This window comes from Streptomyces sp. NPDC091292 (genome assembly GCF_044757265.1).
Taxonomy (GTDB): Bacteria; Actinomycetota; Actinomycetes; order Streptomycetales; family Streptomycetaceae; genus Streptomyces.
In genome coordinates, this window is the sequence record NZ_JBIVUQ010000022.1 from 25,980 (window position 1) to 40,636 (window position 14,657).

The 14,657-nt window shown below is 70.7% G+C and carries 12 protein-coding genes; all 12 read left to right on the forward strand.

Features of this window, described 5'->3' with window-relative positions:
• The first annotated feature begins 6 nt into the window (after positions 1-6).
• The 12 genes from ACIQNU_RS36565 to glyA all read left to right on the forward strand — a co-directional run bounded on the left by ACIQNU_RS36565 (position 7) and on the right by glyA (position 14,608).
• A complete protein-coding gene (locus ACIQNU_RS36565) occupies positions 7-1,296 on the forward strand; it encodes a homoserine dehydrogenase (protein WP_401375009.1) in 1,290 nt (429 codons plus the stop codon).
• A 6-nt stretch (positions 1,297-1,302) separates the two neighbouring features.
• Positions 1,303-2,361 (forward strand): threonine synthase, encoded by a 1,059-nt coding sequence (gene thrC / locus ACIQNU_RS36570; protein WP_401374793.1) that lies wholly within the window; start codon positions 1,303-1,305, stop codon positions 2,359-2,361.
• Positions 2,362-2,640: 279 nt separating this feature from the next.
• A complete protein-coding gene (thrB, locus tag ACIQNU_RS36575) occupies positions 2,641-3,570 on the forward strand; it encodes a homoserine kinase (protein WP_401374795.1) in 930 nt (309 codons plus the stop codon).
• A gap of 386 nt (positions 3,571-3,956) precedes the next feature.
• Complete coding sequence (rho, locus tag ACIQNU_RS36580; RefSeq protein ID WP_401374799.1) at positions 3,957-6,053, forward strand: transcription termination factor Rho; 2,097 nt, start codon at positions 3,957-3,959, stop codon at positions 6,051-6,053.
• Positions 6,054-6,256: 203 nt separating this feature from the next.
• Positions 6,257-7,978, forward strand: coding sequence for a trypsin-like serine protease (locus ACIQNU_RS36585; protein ID WP_401374802.1), 1,722 nt, complete (start codon positions 6,257-6,259; stop codon positions 7,976-7,978).
• A gap of 206 nt (positions 7,979-8,184) precedes the next feature.
• On the forward strand, positions 8,185-9,312 hold the full coding sequence (locus tag ACIQNU_RS36590) for an LCP family protein (protein WP_401374804.1): 1,128 nt from the start codon (positions 8,185-8,187) through the stop codon (positions 9,310-9,312).
• Positions 9,313-9,493: 181 nt separating this feature from the next.
• Positions 9,494-9,718: a 50S ribosomal protein L31 gene (gene rpmE / locus ACIQNU_RS36595; RefSeq protein ID WP_401374807.1), complete on the forward strand. Its 225-nt coding sequence runs from the start codon at positions 9,494-9,496 to the stop codon at positions 9,716-9,718.
• Positions 9,719-9,860: 142 nt separating this feature from the next.
• Entirely contained in the window at positions 9,861-10,931 is a 1,071-nt protein-coding gene (gene prfA / locus ACIQNU_RS36600; protein ID WP_401374810.1) for a peptide chain release factor 1, read from the forward strand.
• 134 nt (positions 10,932-11,065) lie between these two features.
• Entirely contained in the window at positions 11,066-11,947 is an 882-nt protein-coding gene (gene prmC, locus ACIQNU_RS36605) for a peptide chain release factor N(5)-glutamine methyltransferase (RefSeq protein WP_401374812.1), read from the forward strand.
• A gap of 50 nt (positions 11,948-11,997) precedes the next feature.
• Entirely contained in the window at positions 11,998-12,645 is a 648-nt protein-coding gene (locus tag ACIQNU_RS36610; protein WP_401374814.1) for an L-threonylcarbamoyladenylate synthase, read from the forward strand.
• Positions 12,642-13,313, forward strand: coding sequence for a protein-tyrosine-phosphatase (locus tag ACIQNU_RS36615; RefSeq protein ID WP_401374817.1), 672 nt, complete (start codon positions 12,642-12,644; stop codon positions 13,311-13,313). Before ACIQNU_RS36610 ends, ACIQNU_RS36615 begins: the two co-directional genes overlap by 4 nt.
• Before the next feature lie 65 nt (positions 13,314-13,378).
• Complete coding sequence (gene glyA, locus ACIQNU_RS36620; RefSeq protein WP_401374819.1) at positions 13,379-14,608, forward strand: serine hydroxymethyltransferase; 1,230 nt, start codon at positions 13,379-13,381, stop codon at positions 14,606-14,608.
• Positions 14,609-14,657 lie beyond the last annotated feature (49 nt).

The window sequence follows — 14,657 nt, forward strand, 5'->3', positions numbered from 1 at the left end:
CGGATGATGCGTACGCGTCCGCTGAAAGTGGCGCTGCTGGGCTGTGGGGTAGTCGGCTCAGAGGTGGCGCGCATCATGACGACGCACGCCGCCGACCTCGCCGCCCGCATCGGCGCCCCGGTGGAGCTGGCGGGGGTCGCGGTGCGCCGCCCGGCCAAGGTGCGCGACGGTGTCGACCCCGCGCTGATCACCACCGACGCGACCGCCCTCGTCAAACGCGGCGACATTGACGTCGTCGTCGAGGTGATCGGGGGGATCGAGCCCGCTCGTACGCTCATCACCACCGCCTTCGCGCACGGCGCCTCCGTCGTCTCCGCCAACAAGGCGCTCCTCGCGCGGGACGGCGCCGCGCTGCACGCCGCCGCCGAGGAGCACGGGCGTGATCTGTACTACGAGGCCGCCGTCGCCGGTGCCATTCCGCTGATCCGGCCGCTGCGCGAATCCCTCGCGGGCGACAAGGTCAACCGGGTGCTCGGCATCGTGAACGGCACCACCAACTTCATCCTCGACAAGATGGACTCCACCGGCGCCGGCTACCAGGAGGCCCTGGACGAGGCCACCGCGCTCGGGTACGCGGAGGCCGATCCGACCGCCGACGTCGAGGGCTTCGACGCCGCAGCCAAGGCCGCCATCCTCGCCGGAATCGCCTTCCACACGCGCGTGCGTCTCGACGACGTCTACCGCGAGGGCATGACCGAGGTCACCGCCGCCGACTTCGCGTCGGCCAAGCGCATGGGCTGCACCATCAAACTGCTCGCCATCTGCGAGCGGGCCGCCGACGGCGGCTCCGTCACCGCGCGCGTGCACCCCGCGATGATCCCGCTCAGCCACCCGCTGGCCTCCGTGCGCGGCGCGTACAACGCCGTGTTCATCGAGGCCGACGCCGCCGGGCAGCTCATGTTCTACGGCCCCGGCGCGGGCGGCTCGCCCACCGCGTCCGCCGTACTCGGCGACCTCGTCGCGGTCTGCCGCAACAAGCTCGGCGAGGCCACGGGCCCCGGCGAGTCCGCGTACACGCGCCTGCCCGTCTCCTCGATGGGCGAGGTCGTCACGCGGTACCACATCAGCCTCGACGTGGCCGACAAGCCGGGCGTGCTCGCCCAGGTCGCGACGGTCTTCGCCGAGCACGGCGTATCGATCGACACCGTGCGCCAGCAGGGCAAGGACGGGGAGGCGTCGCTCGTCGTCGTCACCCACCGCGCGCCCGACGCCGCCCTCGGCGGCACCGTCGAAGCGCTGCGCCGACTCGACACCGTGCGGGGTGTCGCCAGCATCATGCGGGTTGAAGGAGAGTAACCAGCAATGACCCACCAGTGGCGCGGAATCATCGAGGAGTACCGGGACCGGCTGCCGGTCACCGACAGTACGCGGGTCGTGACGCTCCGCGAGGGCGGTACGCCGCTCGTGCCCGCGCAGGTGCTCTCCGAGCGCACCGGCTGTGAGGTCCACCTCAAGGTGGAGGGCGCCAACCCGACCGGGTCCTTCAAGGACCGCGGGATGACGATGGCCATCACGCGGGCCAAGGAGGAGGGCGCGCAGGCCGTCATCTGCGCCTCCACCGGCAACACGTCCGCGTCGGCCGCCGCCTACGCGGTGCGCGCCGGCATGGTCTGCGCCGTCCTGGTGCCCGACGGCAAGATCGCGCTCGGCAAGATGGGCCAGGCGCTGGTGCACGGCGCCAAGCTCCTCCAGGTCAGCGGCAACTTCGACGACTGCCTCACGCTGGCCCGCAGTCTCTCCGACAACTACCCGGTGGCGCTGGTCAATTCGGTCAACCCGGTACGGATCGAGGGCCAGAAGACGGCCGCGTTCGAGATCGTCGACGCGCTCGGCGACGCCCCCGACATCCATGTCCTGCCGGTCGGCAACGCGGGCAACATCACCGCGTACTGGAAGGGCTACCGCGAGTACGCGGCCGACGGCCCGGCGACCCGGACCCCGCGCATGTGGGGATTCCAGGCTTCCGGTTCGGCGCCCATCGTGCGTGGCGAGATCGTCAAGGATCCGTCGACCATCGCCACCGCGATCCGGATCGGCAACCCCGCGTCCTGGCAGCTCGCCCTCGCCGCGCAGGCGGAGTCGGGCGGCTTCATCGACGAGGTGACGGACCGTGAGATCCTGCGCGCCTACAAGCTGTTGGCGTCCCAGGAGGGTGTTTTCGTCGAGCCGGCGTCCGCCGCGTCCGTCGCCGGTCTGCTGAAGGCAGCCGAACAGGGCAAGGTCGACCCGGGCCAGCGCATCGTCTGCACAGTGACCGGAAACGGCCTCAAGGACCCCGAGTGGGCGGTCGCCGGAGCGCCGCCGCCGGTGACGGTACCGGTCGACGCGGTCGCGGCGGCCGAGCGGCTGGGCCTCGCGTAGCCAGGAGCCACGGAAGGGCACGGCACGACCGCCGGCCCGGTGCGAGCCGGGCCAATCGGGTATACGTGCACATCTCCACACCGGGGGTGCACGGGGGGCTTACGACACGCATCGTGCGCCTCCTGTGCGCCCTATGTCGCCACAGAACCTTCCTTCGATAGGCTGTACCGAACCCGCCCGCCGCATATGCCGCGGTGCCGCCTGCTTGCGGCCTCCGGGTATTCCGTACGTGGTGCAAGTCTGAAGAAAATCACGCAGCTCAAGGAGAGTCATCGAGCGATGGCCGGTCCCGCGTTCCGCGCCGCCGCCGTCCGAGTGCGCACCCCCGCCACCAGCGCCAACCTCGGACCGGGCTTCGACGCCCTCGGCCTGTCCCTGGGGCTCTACGACGACGTCGTCGTGCGGGTGGCCGACTCCGGGCTGCACGTCGACATCGCCGGCGAGGGTGGCGACACCCTCCCGCGCGACGAGAACCACCTGCTCGTACGGTCCCTGCGCACCGCCTTCGACCTGCTCGGCGGACAGCCGCGCGGCCTGGAGGTCGTCTGCGCCAACCGCATCCCGCACGGCCGGGGCCTCGGCTCCTCGTCGGCCGCGATCTGCGCCGGCATCGTCGCCGCGCGCGCCGTGACCATAGGCGGCGACAGCAGGCTCGACGACAGTGCCCTGCTGGAACTCGCCACCGAGATCGAGGGCCACCCCGACAATGTCGCGGCCTGTCTGCTCGGCGGATTCACGCTCTCCTGGATGGAGGGCGGCGCGGCCCGCGCGATCAGGATGGAGGCCGCCGAATCCATCGTTCCGGTGGTTTTCGTACCGGGCAGACCCGTACTCACCGAAACCGCCCGCGGACTGCTGCCGCGTACCGTCCCGCATGTGGACGCCGCCGCCAACGCGGGCCGGGCCGCCCTGCTCGTCGAGGCCCTGACCAGGCGCCCCGAGCTGCTGCTGCCCGCCACCGAGGACCGACTGCACCAGGACTACCGCGCTCCCGCCATGCCGGAGAGCGCCGCCCTGGTGGAGCGGCTGCGCGCGGACGGTGTCCCCGCGGTGATCTCCGGCGCGGGCCCCACGGTCCTCGCCCTCGTCGACGACCACGCGGCCGACAAGGTCGCCCGACTGGCGGGCGAGGGGTGGGCGGCGAACCGGCTGGCCCTCGACGCCGCGGGAGCGAGCGTGCTGCCGCTCGCGCCCTTCAGCGTCCAGTAGACGGCCACTGGATACATGCGGTTGCCGGATTTCGAGAGGGGGAATGTTTGTTGGATCCGGTAGTGTTAACCTCAAGTCTGCACCCGACCCCACCATGGCGAGGTGCTTCGTGTCCCCGTCCGGGACGACCATCCTTCCGGGAGCCTCCCAAACCGCTACTCGTGTGGCATTGAGCGGTCTGTCGAGCACGCTCCGGAACCGGCGAGACCGAGCCGCGTGACACATAAACCCGTGGCACGGCTCCGGGAATCGCCATCACCAGATATGTCTTCCGCCGTTGGCGGACCACCGCCCCGGTGCGGTCCACACCACAAGGACCGAAGCCGGACAGCACAACCGGTCGCCGAGCCAGACAGGCCGACGTCCGCTCCAGGGAAGGACCCTTCGTGAGCGACACCACCGATCTGATGGGCGTGACTGCCGACAGCACGGTCGATACCGCTGCCGCGCCCGCCACGGACGCCACTGCCGCGCCTGCCACCGGTGCTTCGGCCGGAACCCGGCGGCGCCGCGGAACCGGCCTCGACGGCATGGTGCTGGCCGAGCTGCAGCAGGTCGCATCGGGCCTCGGGATCAGGGGCACCGCGCGGATGCGCAAGAGCCAGCTGATCGAGGTCATCAAGGAGGCGCAGGCGGGCTCCGGCTCCGCCCCGGCGAAGAGCGCCGACGCCCCCGCCGAGGCCAAGCCCAAGCGCCGGGCCACCTCGAAGGCCCGTACCGGCGACGACGCCGCCGCGACCGACAAGTCCGCTGCCACCAAGGCCGCCAGGGCCACCAAGGCGGACACCGCGCAGGCCGACGGCGCCGCCAAGGCCACCACGAGCGACAACGGCGCGGCCCCGTCCGACGGCGCCGCCCAGGCCGTCGCCCAGCAGCAGATCGACATCCCCGGCCAGCCCGCCAGCGACGACGCCCCCGCGGGCGAGCGCCGCCGGCGCCGGGCCACCGCCGACGCGGGCAGCCCCGAGACGGTGACCGCCGAGGCGAAGGACGCCGCTCGCGACGGGTCCGACGGCAGGGGCGACGGCTCCGACGGCAATGCGGAGGGCCGCCGGGACCGCCGTGACCGCAGGGACCGTGGCGAGCGCGGCGACCGGGGCGAGCGCGGCCGTGACCGGGACCGCCGGGGCAAGGGCGACGACCAGCAGGGCCAGCAGGGCGGCGGCAGCCAGCAGCGCCAGCAGCAGGGCGGCGGCCGTCAGGACCGCCAGGACCGCAACACGGGCCCCCAGGACGACTTCGACGACGACGGCAGCCGTCGCGGCCGTCGCGGGCGCTACCGGGACCGGCGCGGCCGGCGCGGCCGTGAGGACGTCAGCGAGCCGCAGGTCACCGACGACGACGTCCTGATCCCCGTCGCGGGCATCCTGGACATCCTCGACAACTACGCGTTCATCCGGACCTCGGGCTACCTCCCGGGCCCCAACGACGTGTACGTGTCCCTCGCCCAGGTCCGCAAGAACGGCCTGCGCAAGGGCGACCACGTCACCGGCGCGGTCCGCCAGCCCAAGGAAGGCGAGCGGCGCGAGAAGTTCAACGCGCTCGTCCGCCTGGACTCCGCGAACGGCATGGCGGCCGAATCCGGGCGCGGGCGCCCGGAGTTCAACAAGCTGACCCCGCTCTACCCGCAGGACCGGCTCCGTCTGGAGACCGACCCGGGCGTGCTGACCACGCGGATCATCGACCTCGTGTCGCCGATCGGCAAGGGCCAGCGCGGTCTGATCGTGGCCCCGCCGAAGACCGGTAAGACCATGATCATGCAGGCGATCGCGAACGCGATCACGCACAACAACCCCGAGTGCCACCTGATGGTCGTCCTCGTCGACGAGCGTCCGGAAGAGGTCACCGACATGCAGCGGTCGGTGAAGGGCGAGGTCATCTCCTCGACCTTCGACCGCCCCGCCGAGGACCACACCACGGTCGCCGAACTGGCCATCGAGCGCGCCAAGCGCCTGGTCGAGCTGGGTCACGACGTGGTCGTCCTGCTGGACTCCATCACCCGTCTGGGCCGCGCCTACAACCTGGCGGCGCCCGCCTCCGGACGCATCCTGTCCGGTGGTGTCGACTCGACCGCGCTGTACCCGCCGAAGCGCTTCTTCGGTGCCGCGCGCAACATCGAGGACGGCGGCTCGCTGACCATCCTGGCCACCGCGCTCGTCGAGACCGGCTCGCGCATGGACGAGGTCATCTTCGAGGAGTTCAAGGGCACCGGCAACGCCGAGCTGAAGCTCGACCGGAAGCTCGCCGACAAGCGGATCTTCCCGGCGGTGGACGTCGACGCGTCCGGTACGCGTAAGGAAGAGATCCTGCTCGGCAGCGACGAACTCGCCATCACCTGGAAGCTGCGCCGAGTGCTGCACGCCCTCGACCAGCAGCAGGCGATCGAACTGCTCCTGGACAAGATGAAGCAGACCAAGTCGAACGCCGAGTTCCTGCTCCAGATCCAGAAGACGACGCCGATGCCGGGCAACGGCAACGACTGACGCCTTGGCGTGCGTTTCGCGCTAAGCACGGCACAGTAAGTACGGCACAGGGCCGCCCCCGCTCACTCCGGTGACGGGGGCGGCCCTGTGCCGTGCCCGGGGAGTGGCTACGGGGCTGGGCGACGGGGCTGGGCGACGGGGTGTCCGTGCCGCGCTGTACGATCGCGGCTCTTCGAACACACCATGGACGTGGGGGGAATTGCATGCGAACAACAGAGTCCGGAGGCCGGCACAGACGCCGGTTCAACCGGATCGTCCCGGCCGCCGCTGCCGTACTGGCGCTGCTCGGCGGCGGCTTCTTCGCCGTCACCTCGTACGCCGGTGAGACCGGCACCGACACACCCACCGGCGAGGTCGTCAAGCCGCCGCCCGGCGCGACCACCGCCACCGGCACCGAGGGACCCAGCGCCTCACCGCGCATCATCGGCGGCTCCAACAGCGCCGCCTCCTGGATGGTCCAGCTCGTCTACGACGACCCGGAGTACGGCTCGTACTTCGTCTGCGGCGGCACCCTGGTCGCGCCCAACAAGGTCCTCACCGCCGCGCACTGCCTGCACGACGAGTTCGGCAACCGGCAGGACTGGGGCCGGTACGGCCGCGTCGCCGTCGGCACCAGTGTCAGCGTCACCCAGGAGCACTCCGGGACGTTCGTCGACGTCACCCGTAGCTGGGTCCGCGACACCTACGACCCGGACACCTTCACCAACGACATCGCGCTGCTGACCCTCGCCAAGCCCGTCGCGCAGACGACGCTGGAGCTGGCCCGGCCGAGCGACAGCGCGCTGTACGCGGCCGGCACCAAGGCCACCGCGTACGGCTGGGGTCTGACCAGCTCGGACGAGGACACCGCCGAGATCGCGGCGCAGCTCCAGAAGGTGACGCTGCCGCTGAACTCGGACGCGGCCTGCGCCGAGAACCTGGACCCCTTCTTCACGCCCGGCGGCTCGATGATCTGCGCCGGACAGCTCGGCACCGGCGACGACAGCACCGGGAAGACCACCTGCCCCGGCGACTCGGGCGGCCCGCTCGTCGTCAACAACAAGGTCGTCGGCGTGGTGTCCTGGGGCATCAGCATGGGCAAGCAGGTGTGCAACGTCGCGGGCACCTACGAGGCGTTCACGAAGGTCTCCTCCTACGAGTCCAAGGTCCGCCCCCGGATCGACGACACCGACCTCAGCCGCAACGGCAAGGCCGACCTCTTCGTCCGCGCGGCCTCCGGCGGCAAGGGGTACGTCAAGGAGTCGACCGGGAACGGATTCGCCGCCCGGAAGTCGATGACGGGTTCCTGGAGCGCGTACAACCTCGTGCTGCAGACGGATCTCAACCGTGACGGGTACCAGGACTTCATCATCCGGCGGCGGTCCGACGGCGCGGTCTTCTGGCGGCACCGGACCGCGTCGAGCGCGACGTACAAGGACACGAAGATCGCGAGTGACTGGTCGACGCGGAAGTTCACCGTGGCGCCCGGCGATGTCACCGGGGACCGCTTCCCCGATCTGCTCTCCGTGACCTCCGGCGGCACGCTGTACGTGTACCCGGGCAACGGTGACGGCACCTTCGGCGCCCGGATCACCGCCGGAAAGGGCTACCAGGTCTACAACTCGCTGCGCGGCCACGGAGACTTCACCGGGGACGGCCGCACCGATCTGATCGCCCGTGGCAGCGGCGGCAAGGTCTACCTGCTCAAGGGCACCGGCAAGGCGTCCGCGCTCTTCGAGAAGGGGCTCCAGGTCCGCACCTGGGACGGGTACAACGCCTTCGCGGCCCCGGGTGACGTCACCGGCGACGGAAAGGCCGACTTCGTGGCCCGTACGCCCGGCGGAACGCTGTATCTGTACCCGGGCACCGGAAAGGCGTCGGGAGAGATCTTCGCCACACGGATAAAGATCGGCACCGGTTACCAGCAGTACAACATCTTCGGCTGAAACCGCAGGTGAGGGCCCTGCCCTCGCGGTGAGTGGCAACGCACTGTGACCATCCCTTCACCAGGATGGTCACAGTGCGTCATGGAACTCTGCTGGTCGCGCGTGCGTCTGACCCAAGGACGAACCACTGTCCGGAAGCGATGTCGCACCGCAAGCCCGACCCTGAAGAGAGCAGGGCAGCCGACCGCACGAGGACCGAGGAGCCCATGTCGGAGTCCGACGAGACCACGCCAGGCGTCACACCCGATCCCGCACCCCGGGGCAGGGGCAGGCGCCGCAAGCCGCGCAGCAAGCGCCGCAAGGCCCTGCTGATCACGGCCTGGACCGCGGCAGCCGTCGTCGTCCTCGGCGGCTCGGGCCTCGGGTACGTGTACGTCAAGCTCAACGGCAACATCAAGGGCATCGACATCAACGCGGCCCTGGGCACCCACCGGCCGAAGAACGTGAACAACGGCTCCATGGACATCCTGGTCCTCGGCTCCGACTCCCGCTCCGGCGCCAACGCCGAGTACGGCAGCGACCAGGGCGGCGGCGCCCGCTCCGACACCGCGATGGTGATCCACGTCTACAAGGGCCACAAGAAGGCCAGCGTCGTCTCCATACCGCGCGACACCCTCGTCACCCGGCCCGACTGCACCGACGACAAGGGCAACGACGTGCCGGGCGGGACCCGCGAGATGTTCAACACGGCGTACGAGGTCGGCGGCCCCGCCTGCGCGGTCAAGACCGTCGAGGAGATGTCCGGCATCCGCATGGACCACTACATCGAGGTCGACTTCACGGGCTTCAAGAAGCTCATCGACACGCTCGGTGGCGTCGACATCACCACGAGTCAGGCCATCAACGACCCGAAGAGCCACCTCGACCTCAAGCCCGGCACCCACACGCTCAACGGCGAGGAAGCGCTCGGCCTGGTCCGCACCCGGCACGGCGTCGGCGACGGCAGCGACCTCGGCCGCATCCAGCTCCAGCAGGCGTTCATCAAGGCCCTGATCAAGCAGATCAAGGACGTCGGCGTCTTCACCAGCCCGAAGAAGCTCTACGACCTCGCCGACACCGCCACGAGCACCGTCACCACCGACTCCGACCTCGACTCGGTCAACCAGCTCGTGGGCTTCGCCGGCGGCCTGTCGAAGATCGACTCGCAGGACATGACCATGATCACGATGCCGGTGCAGTACGACACGGTCGACCCCAACCGCGTCGTCCCGCTGGAGAAGCAGGACGCACAGGTCTGGGACGCCCTGCGGGCCGACCAGCCCATCCCCGCCTCCGCCACGCAGGGCTCCGCGGGCGACAAGGGCACCGCGGGCCAGGTGGTGACCGGCGCCTGACCCGCGCCTGACCCGCGCGTGGCGGCGCACACCGGCGCACGCGGAACCACCCGGGAATACAATCGCCCGCCCCCCGGTTTTGGGGATACGGCCAGTCCTGGCAGACTGGTCCGTCGGCCCCGGTTCACGTCCCGCATCCCGCGGCGGCGACCCGGCGCCCTCCCGAACCTAGGAGACACCCTTGAAGCGCGACATCCACCCCCAGTACTTCGAGACCCAGGTGAGCTGCACCTGTGGCGCCTCGTTCACCACCCGCAGCACGATCGAGGCCGGTTCCATCCGCGCCGAGGTCTGCTCCGAGTGCCACCCGTTCTACACGGGCAAGCAGAAGATCCTCGACACCGGTGGCCGTGTGGCCCGCTTCGAGGCCCGCTTCGGCAAGGCTGCTGCCGGCTCCAAGAAGTAGCGAGCCCCTGCGCCGGTCCTCGGCCGCCCTCACCGGGCGGACCCGGGACCGGCGTTTTTGGTCGCTCCCCCCGCACCCCGGGGGCCGGGGACCCACCCCCGTACCGCACCAGCCCTTTCGTACGCAGATCAGGAGCCCGGAGATGTTCGAGGCGGTCGAGGAACTCATCGGCGAACACGCCGACCTGGAGAAAAAGCTCGCCGACCCCGCGGTCCACGCCGACCAGGCCAACGCCCGCAAGCTGAACAAGCGCTACGCGGAGCTGACCCCGATCGTCACCGCGTACCGCTCCTGGAAGCGGACCGGCGAGGACATCGTGACGGCCCGCGAGTTCGCCGCGAGCGACCCGGACTTCGCCGCCGAGGTCAAGGACCTGGAACGGCAGCGCGACGACCTAACCGACAGGCTCCGGCTGCTGCTCGTCCCGCGCGACCCCAGCGACGACAAGGACGTCATCCTGGAGGTCAAGGCGGGCGCGGGCGGCGACGAGTCGGCGCTGTTCGCCGGCGACCTGCTGCGCATGTACCTGCGGTACGCCGAGCGCGTCGGCTGGAAGACCGAGATCATCGACGCCACCGAGTCCGAGCTGGGCGGCTACAAGGACGTCCAGGTCGCCGTGAAGACCAAGGGCGGCCAGGGTGCCACGGAGCCGGGACAGGGCGTCTGGGCCCGCCTGAAGTACGAGGGCGGGGTGCACCGCGTGCAGCGGGTGCCCGCGACCGAGTCCCAGGGCCGTATCCACACCTCCGCGGCCGGAGTCCTGGTGACGCCGGAGGCCGAGGAGATCGACGTCGAGATCAACCCCAACGATCTGCGGATCGACGTCTACCGGTCGTCGGGGCCCGGCGGGCAGTCCGTCAACACCACGGACTCCGCCGTACGCATCACACACATTCCCACCGGAGTCGTCGCTTCCTGCCAGAACGAGAAGAGCCAGTTGCAGAACAAGGAGCAGGCGATGCGTATCCTGCGCTCCAGGCTCCTCGCGGCGGCCCAGGAAGAGGCGGAGAAGGAGGCGGCGGACGCCCGGCGCAGCCAGGTCCGCACGGTCGACCGGTCCGAGAAGATCCGTACGTACAACTTCCCGGAGAACCGCATCTCGGACCACCGCGTCGGATTCAAGGCGTACAACTTGGACCAGGTGCTCGACGGTGACCTCGACGCGGTCATCCAGGCGTGCGTGGATGCGGACTCCGCTGCGAAGCTCGCGTAGCGCAACAGTGGTCGGCCGGTGACTGACTGCCGGCCGTGTGTGGCTGGTCGCGCAGTTCCCCGCGCCCCTGGAGGGGCGCGGGGCGCCCTGTAGTACACGACAAAAGAAACCAGCTCAGTCCCGGAGGACCAGGCGTGCAGCAACAATTTGGGGGGCGGCCCCAAAACCCCCGCAGTGTGCTGCTCGCTGAAGTGGCTCAGGCCACCCAGCGGCTCGCGGATGCCGGTGTGCCCTCGCCGCGCAACGACGCCGAGGAACTCGCCGCGTTCGTGCACGGCGTCAAGCGGGGCGAGCTGCACACCGTCAAGGACGCGGACTTCGACGCCCGGTACTGGGAGACGATCGCCCGTCGCGAGGCCCGCGAACCGCTCCAGCACATCACCGGGCGCGCGTTCTTCCGGTATCTGGAACTCCAGGTCGGGCCCGGAGTGTTCGTGCCCCGGCCGGAGACCGAGTCCGTGGTCGGCTGGGCCATAGATGCCGTGCGCGCCATGGACGTCGTGGAACCGCTCATCGTGGACCTGTGCACCGGCTCCGGCGCCATCGCGCTCGCCATGGCCCAGGAGGTGCCCCGCTCCCGGGTGCACGCCGTCGAGCTGTCCGAGGACGCGCTCGTATGGACCCGTAAGAACGCCGCGGGCTCCCGGGTCACCGTGCACCAGGGTGACGCGCTGAGCGCCCTGCCCGAACTCACGGGCCAGGTCGACCTGGTGATCTCCAACCCGCCGTACATCCCGCTCACCGAGTGGGAGTACGTCGCCCCCGAGGCCCGCGACCACGATCCCGAACTCGCCCTGTTCTCCGGCGAGGACGGCCTCGACACCATCCGCGGTCTCGAACGCACCGCACACCGCCTGCTCCGCCCCGGTGGCATCGTCGTGGTCGAACACGCCGACACCCAGGGCGGCCAGGTGCCGTGGATCTTCAACGAGGAGGCGGGCTGGGCCGACGCGGCCGATCACCCCGACCTCAACAACCGGCCCCGCTTCGCGACCGCGCGCAAGGCGCTCCCGTGACGCCCCGGCCACACACCCCGACCCCGTACGCGCACGAGGAGGACCGCTAGATGGCACGGCGATACGACACCAACGACGCGACCGACCGCACCACCGGTCTGCGTGAAGCCGCGTCCGCCGTCCGCCGCGGCGAACTGGTCGTGCTGCCCACGGACACCGTCTACGGCATCGGGGCCGACGCGTTCAGCTCCGAGGCCGTCGCCGATCTCCTGGACGCCAAGGGCCGGGGCCGCTCCATGCCCACGCCCGTCCTCATCGGCTCCCCGAACACGCTGCACGGACTGGTCACCGACTTCTCCGAGATGGCCTGGGAACTGGTCGACGCGTTCTGGCCCGGCGCCCTCACCATCGTCGCCCGGCACCAGCCGTCCCTCCAGTGGGACCTCGGCGACACCCGCGGCACCGTCGCCATCCGGATGCCGCTGCACCCCGTCGCCATCGAACTCCTCACCGAGGTCGGCCCGATGGCCGTCTCGTCGGCGAACCTCACCGGGCACCCGTCGCCCGAGGACTGCGACGCCGCGCAGGGCATGCTCGGCGACTCCGTCTCCGTGTACCTGGACGGCGGTCCGACGCCGGGCATCGTGCCCTCGTCCATCGTCGACGTCACCGGGAAGGTGCCGGTGCTGCTGCGCGCAGGGGCGCTCGACGCGGACGAGCTGCGCAAGGTGGTACCCGACCTTGAGGTGGCCAATTGACGGCGCCCCAGGGGCGTGGCATAGGCACCGGGGGCAGTAGGTACACCGAGTACACCGGGCACGGAAACACCTTCCGGATCCTCCACGTCAGCACCGGCAACGTATGCCGCTCGCCGATCACCGAGCGGCTGACCCGTCATGCCCTGGCGGACCGGCTCGGTGATCCGACGGGCGGTGGCGTCGTCGTGGAGAGCGCCGGGACCTGGGGGCACGAAGGGGCGCCCATGGAGGCCAACGCGGAGGCGGTCCTCGCGGACTTCGGTGCGGATGCCGCCGGGTTCGTGGGGCGTGAGCTGCTGGACGAGCATGTGATCAGGGCCGACCTCGTGCTGACCGCGACGCGGGACCACCGGGCGCAGGTCATCTCGATGGGGCATTCGGCCGGGTTGCGGACGTTCACGCTCAAGGAGTTCACGCGGCTGGTGCGGGCCATAGATCCCGCGACGCTGCCGGATCCCCTCGGGGACGGGGTGGTGGAGCGGGCGCGGGCCCTGGTGCGGGCCGCTGCCGCGTTGCGCGGGTGGCTGCTGGCACCCAGTGTCGAAGCGGACGAGGTGTACGACCCGTACGGGGCGCCGCTCACCTTTTTCCGGTCGGTGGGGGACGAGATCCATGAGGCGCTGGATCCCGTTGTCACCGCGCTGACGGGTGTACCTGCGCGTACGTGACCGTCCAGGGCCCGGGTTTTCCGTTGCCGACAGGTGAACGTCCATATCGGGATACATTGGACAATATGGACGTGGTGCTGCGGGAAGACCCCGAGATGGCCGCGGTTCTCGCCGGGGAGGCCGAGCGGCAGGCGACCTCGCTTCAGTTGATCGCCGCGGAGAACTTCGTCTCGCCCGCCGTGCTCGCCGCCCTCGGATCGCCGCTGGCCAACAAGTACGCCGAGGGCTATCCCGGCGCCCGGCACCACGGCGGCTGCGAGATCGTCGACGCCGCCGAGCGGATCGCCGTCGACCGCGCCAAGGCCCTGTTCGGCGCCGAGCACGCCAATGTCCAGCCGCACTCCGGATCCTCCGCCGTCCTCGCGGCGTACGCGGCGCTGCTGCGGCCCGGGGACACCGTCCTCGCGATGGGCCTGCCGTACGGCGGTCACCTCACGCACGGCTCGCCCGCGAACTTCTCCGGGCGCTGGTTCGACTTCGTCGGCTACGGCGTCGACCCGAAGACGGGGCTCATCGACTACGACGAGGTCCGCGAGCTGGCCGCCGCCCACCGCCCGAAGGCCGTGGTGTGCGGCTCCATCTCCTACCCCCGCCATATCGACTACGAAGCGTTCCGCGCCGTCGCCGACGAGGCCGGCGCCCATCTGATCGCGGACGCCGCCCACCCCATCGGCCTGGTCGCCGGGGGAGCGGCGCCCAACCCCGTCCCGTACGCCGATGTCGTCTGCGCGACCACGCACAAGGTGCTGCGCGGGCCGCGCGGCGGGATGCTGCTGTGCCGGGGGGAGCTGGCGGAACGGGTCGACCGGGCCGTTTTCCCGTTCACGCAGGGTGGTGCGCAGATGCACACCATCGCCGCGAAGGCCATCGCGTTCGGCGAGGCGGCGACCCCCGCGTTCGCCGCGTACGCCCATCAGGTGGTCGCCAACGCGCGCGTGCTCGCCGCCGGGCTGGCCGCCGAGGGACTGGACGTGATCACCGGCGGTACGGACACGCATCTGCTGACCGTGGACCCGGCGCCGCTCGGCGTGGACGGCAGGGCGGCGCGGGAGCGGCTGGGCGCGGCCGGGCTGGTGCTGGACACCTGCGGGCTGCCGTACGTCACCCCGGCCCCCGGAGCCCCGCTCGGACTGCGGCTCGGTACCGCCGCCGTCACCACCCAGGGCATGGGCGAGGCGGAGATGGCACGGATCGCGGTGCTGCTCGGGGCGGTGCTGCGCAAGGAGACGGAGAGTGGAACGGCCCGTTCCGAAGTGTGGGATCTCACGGTGAGATTTCCCCCGTATCCCGGATAAGACGGGTCCGCCGCGCGAAGCCGGACAGCTTCCCGTGCAACCATGCTCG

Coding starts and splice junctions, on each gene's coding strand:
- ACIQNU_RS36565 (WP_401375009.1), top strand. CDS start 7: ATGCGTACGCGTCCGCTGAAAGTGGCGCTGCTGGGCTGTGGGGTAGTC.
- thrC (WP_401374793.1), top strand. CDS start 1,303: ATGACCCACCAGTGGCGCGGAATCATCGAGGAGTACCGGGACCGGCTG.
- thrB (WP_401374795.1), top strand. CDS start 2,641: ATGGCCGGTCCCGCGTTCCGCGCCGCCGCCGTCCGAGTGCGCACCCCC.
- ACIQNU_RS36585 (WP_401374802.1), top strand. CDS start 6,257: ATGCGAACAACAGAGTCCGGAGGCCGGCACAGACGCCGGTTCAACCGG.
- ACIQNU_RS36590 (WP_401374804.1), top strand. CDS start 8,185: ATGTCGGAGTCCGACGAGACCACGCCAGGCGTCACACCCGATCCCGCA.
- prfA (WP_401374810.1), top strand. CDS start 9,861: ATGTTCGAGGCGGTCGAGGAACTCATCGGCGAACACGCCGACCTGGAG.
- ACIQNU_RS36610 (WP_401374814.1), top strand. CDS start 11,998: ATGGCACGGCGATACGACACCAACGACGCGACCGACCGCACCACCGGT.
- glyA (WP_401374819.1), top strand. CDS start 13,379: ATGGACGTGGTGCTGCGGGAAGACCCCGAGATGGCCGCGGTTCTCGCC.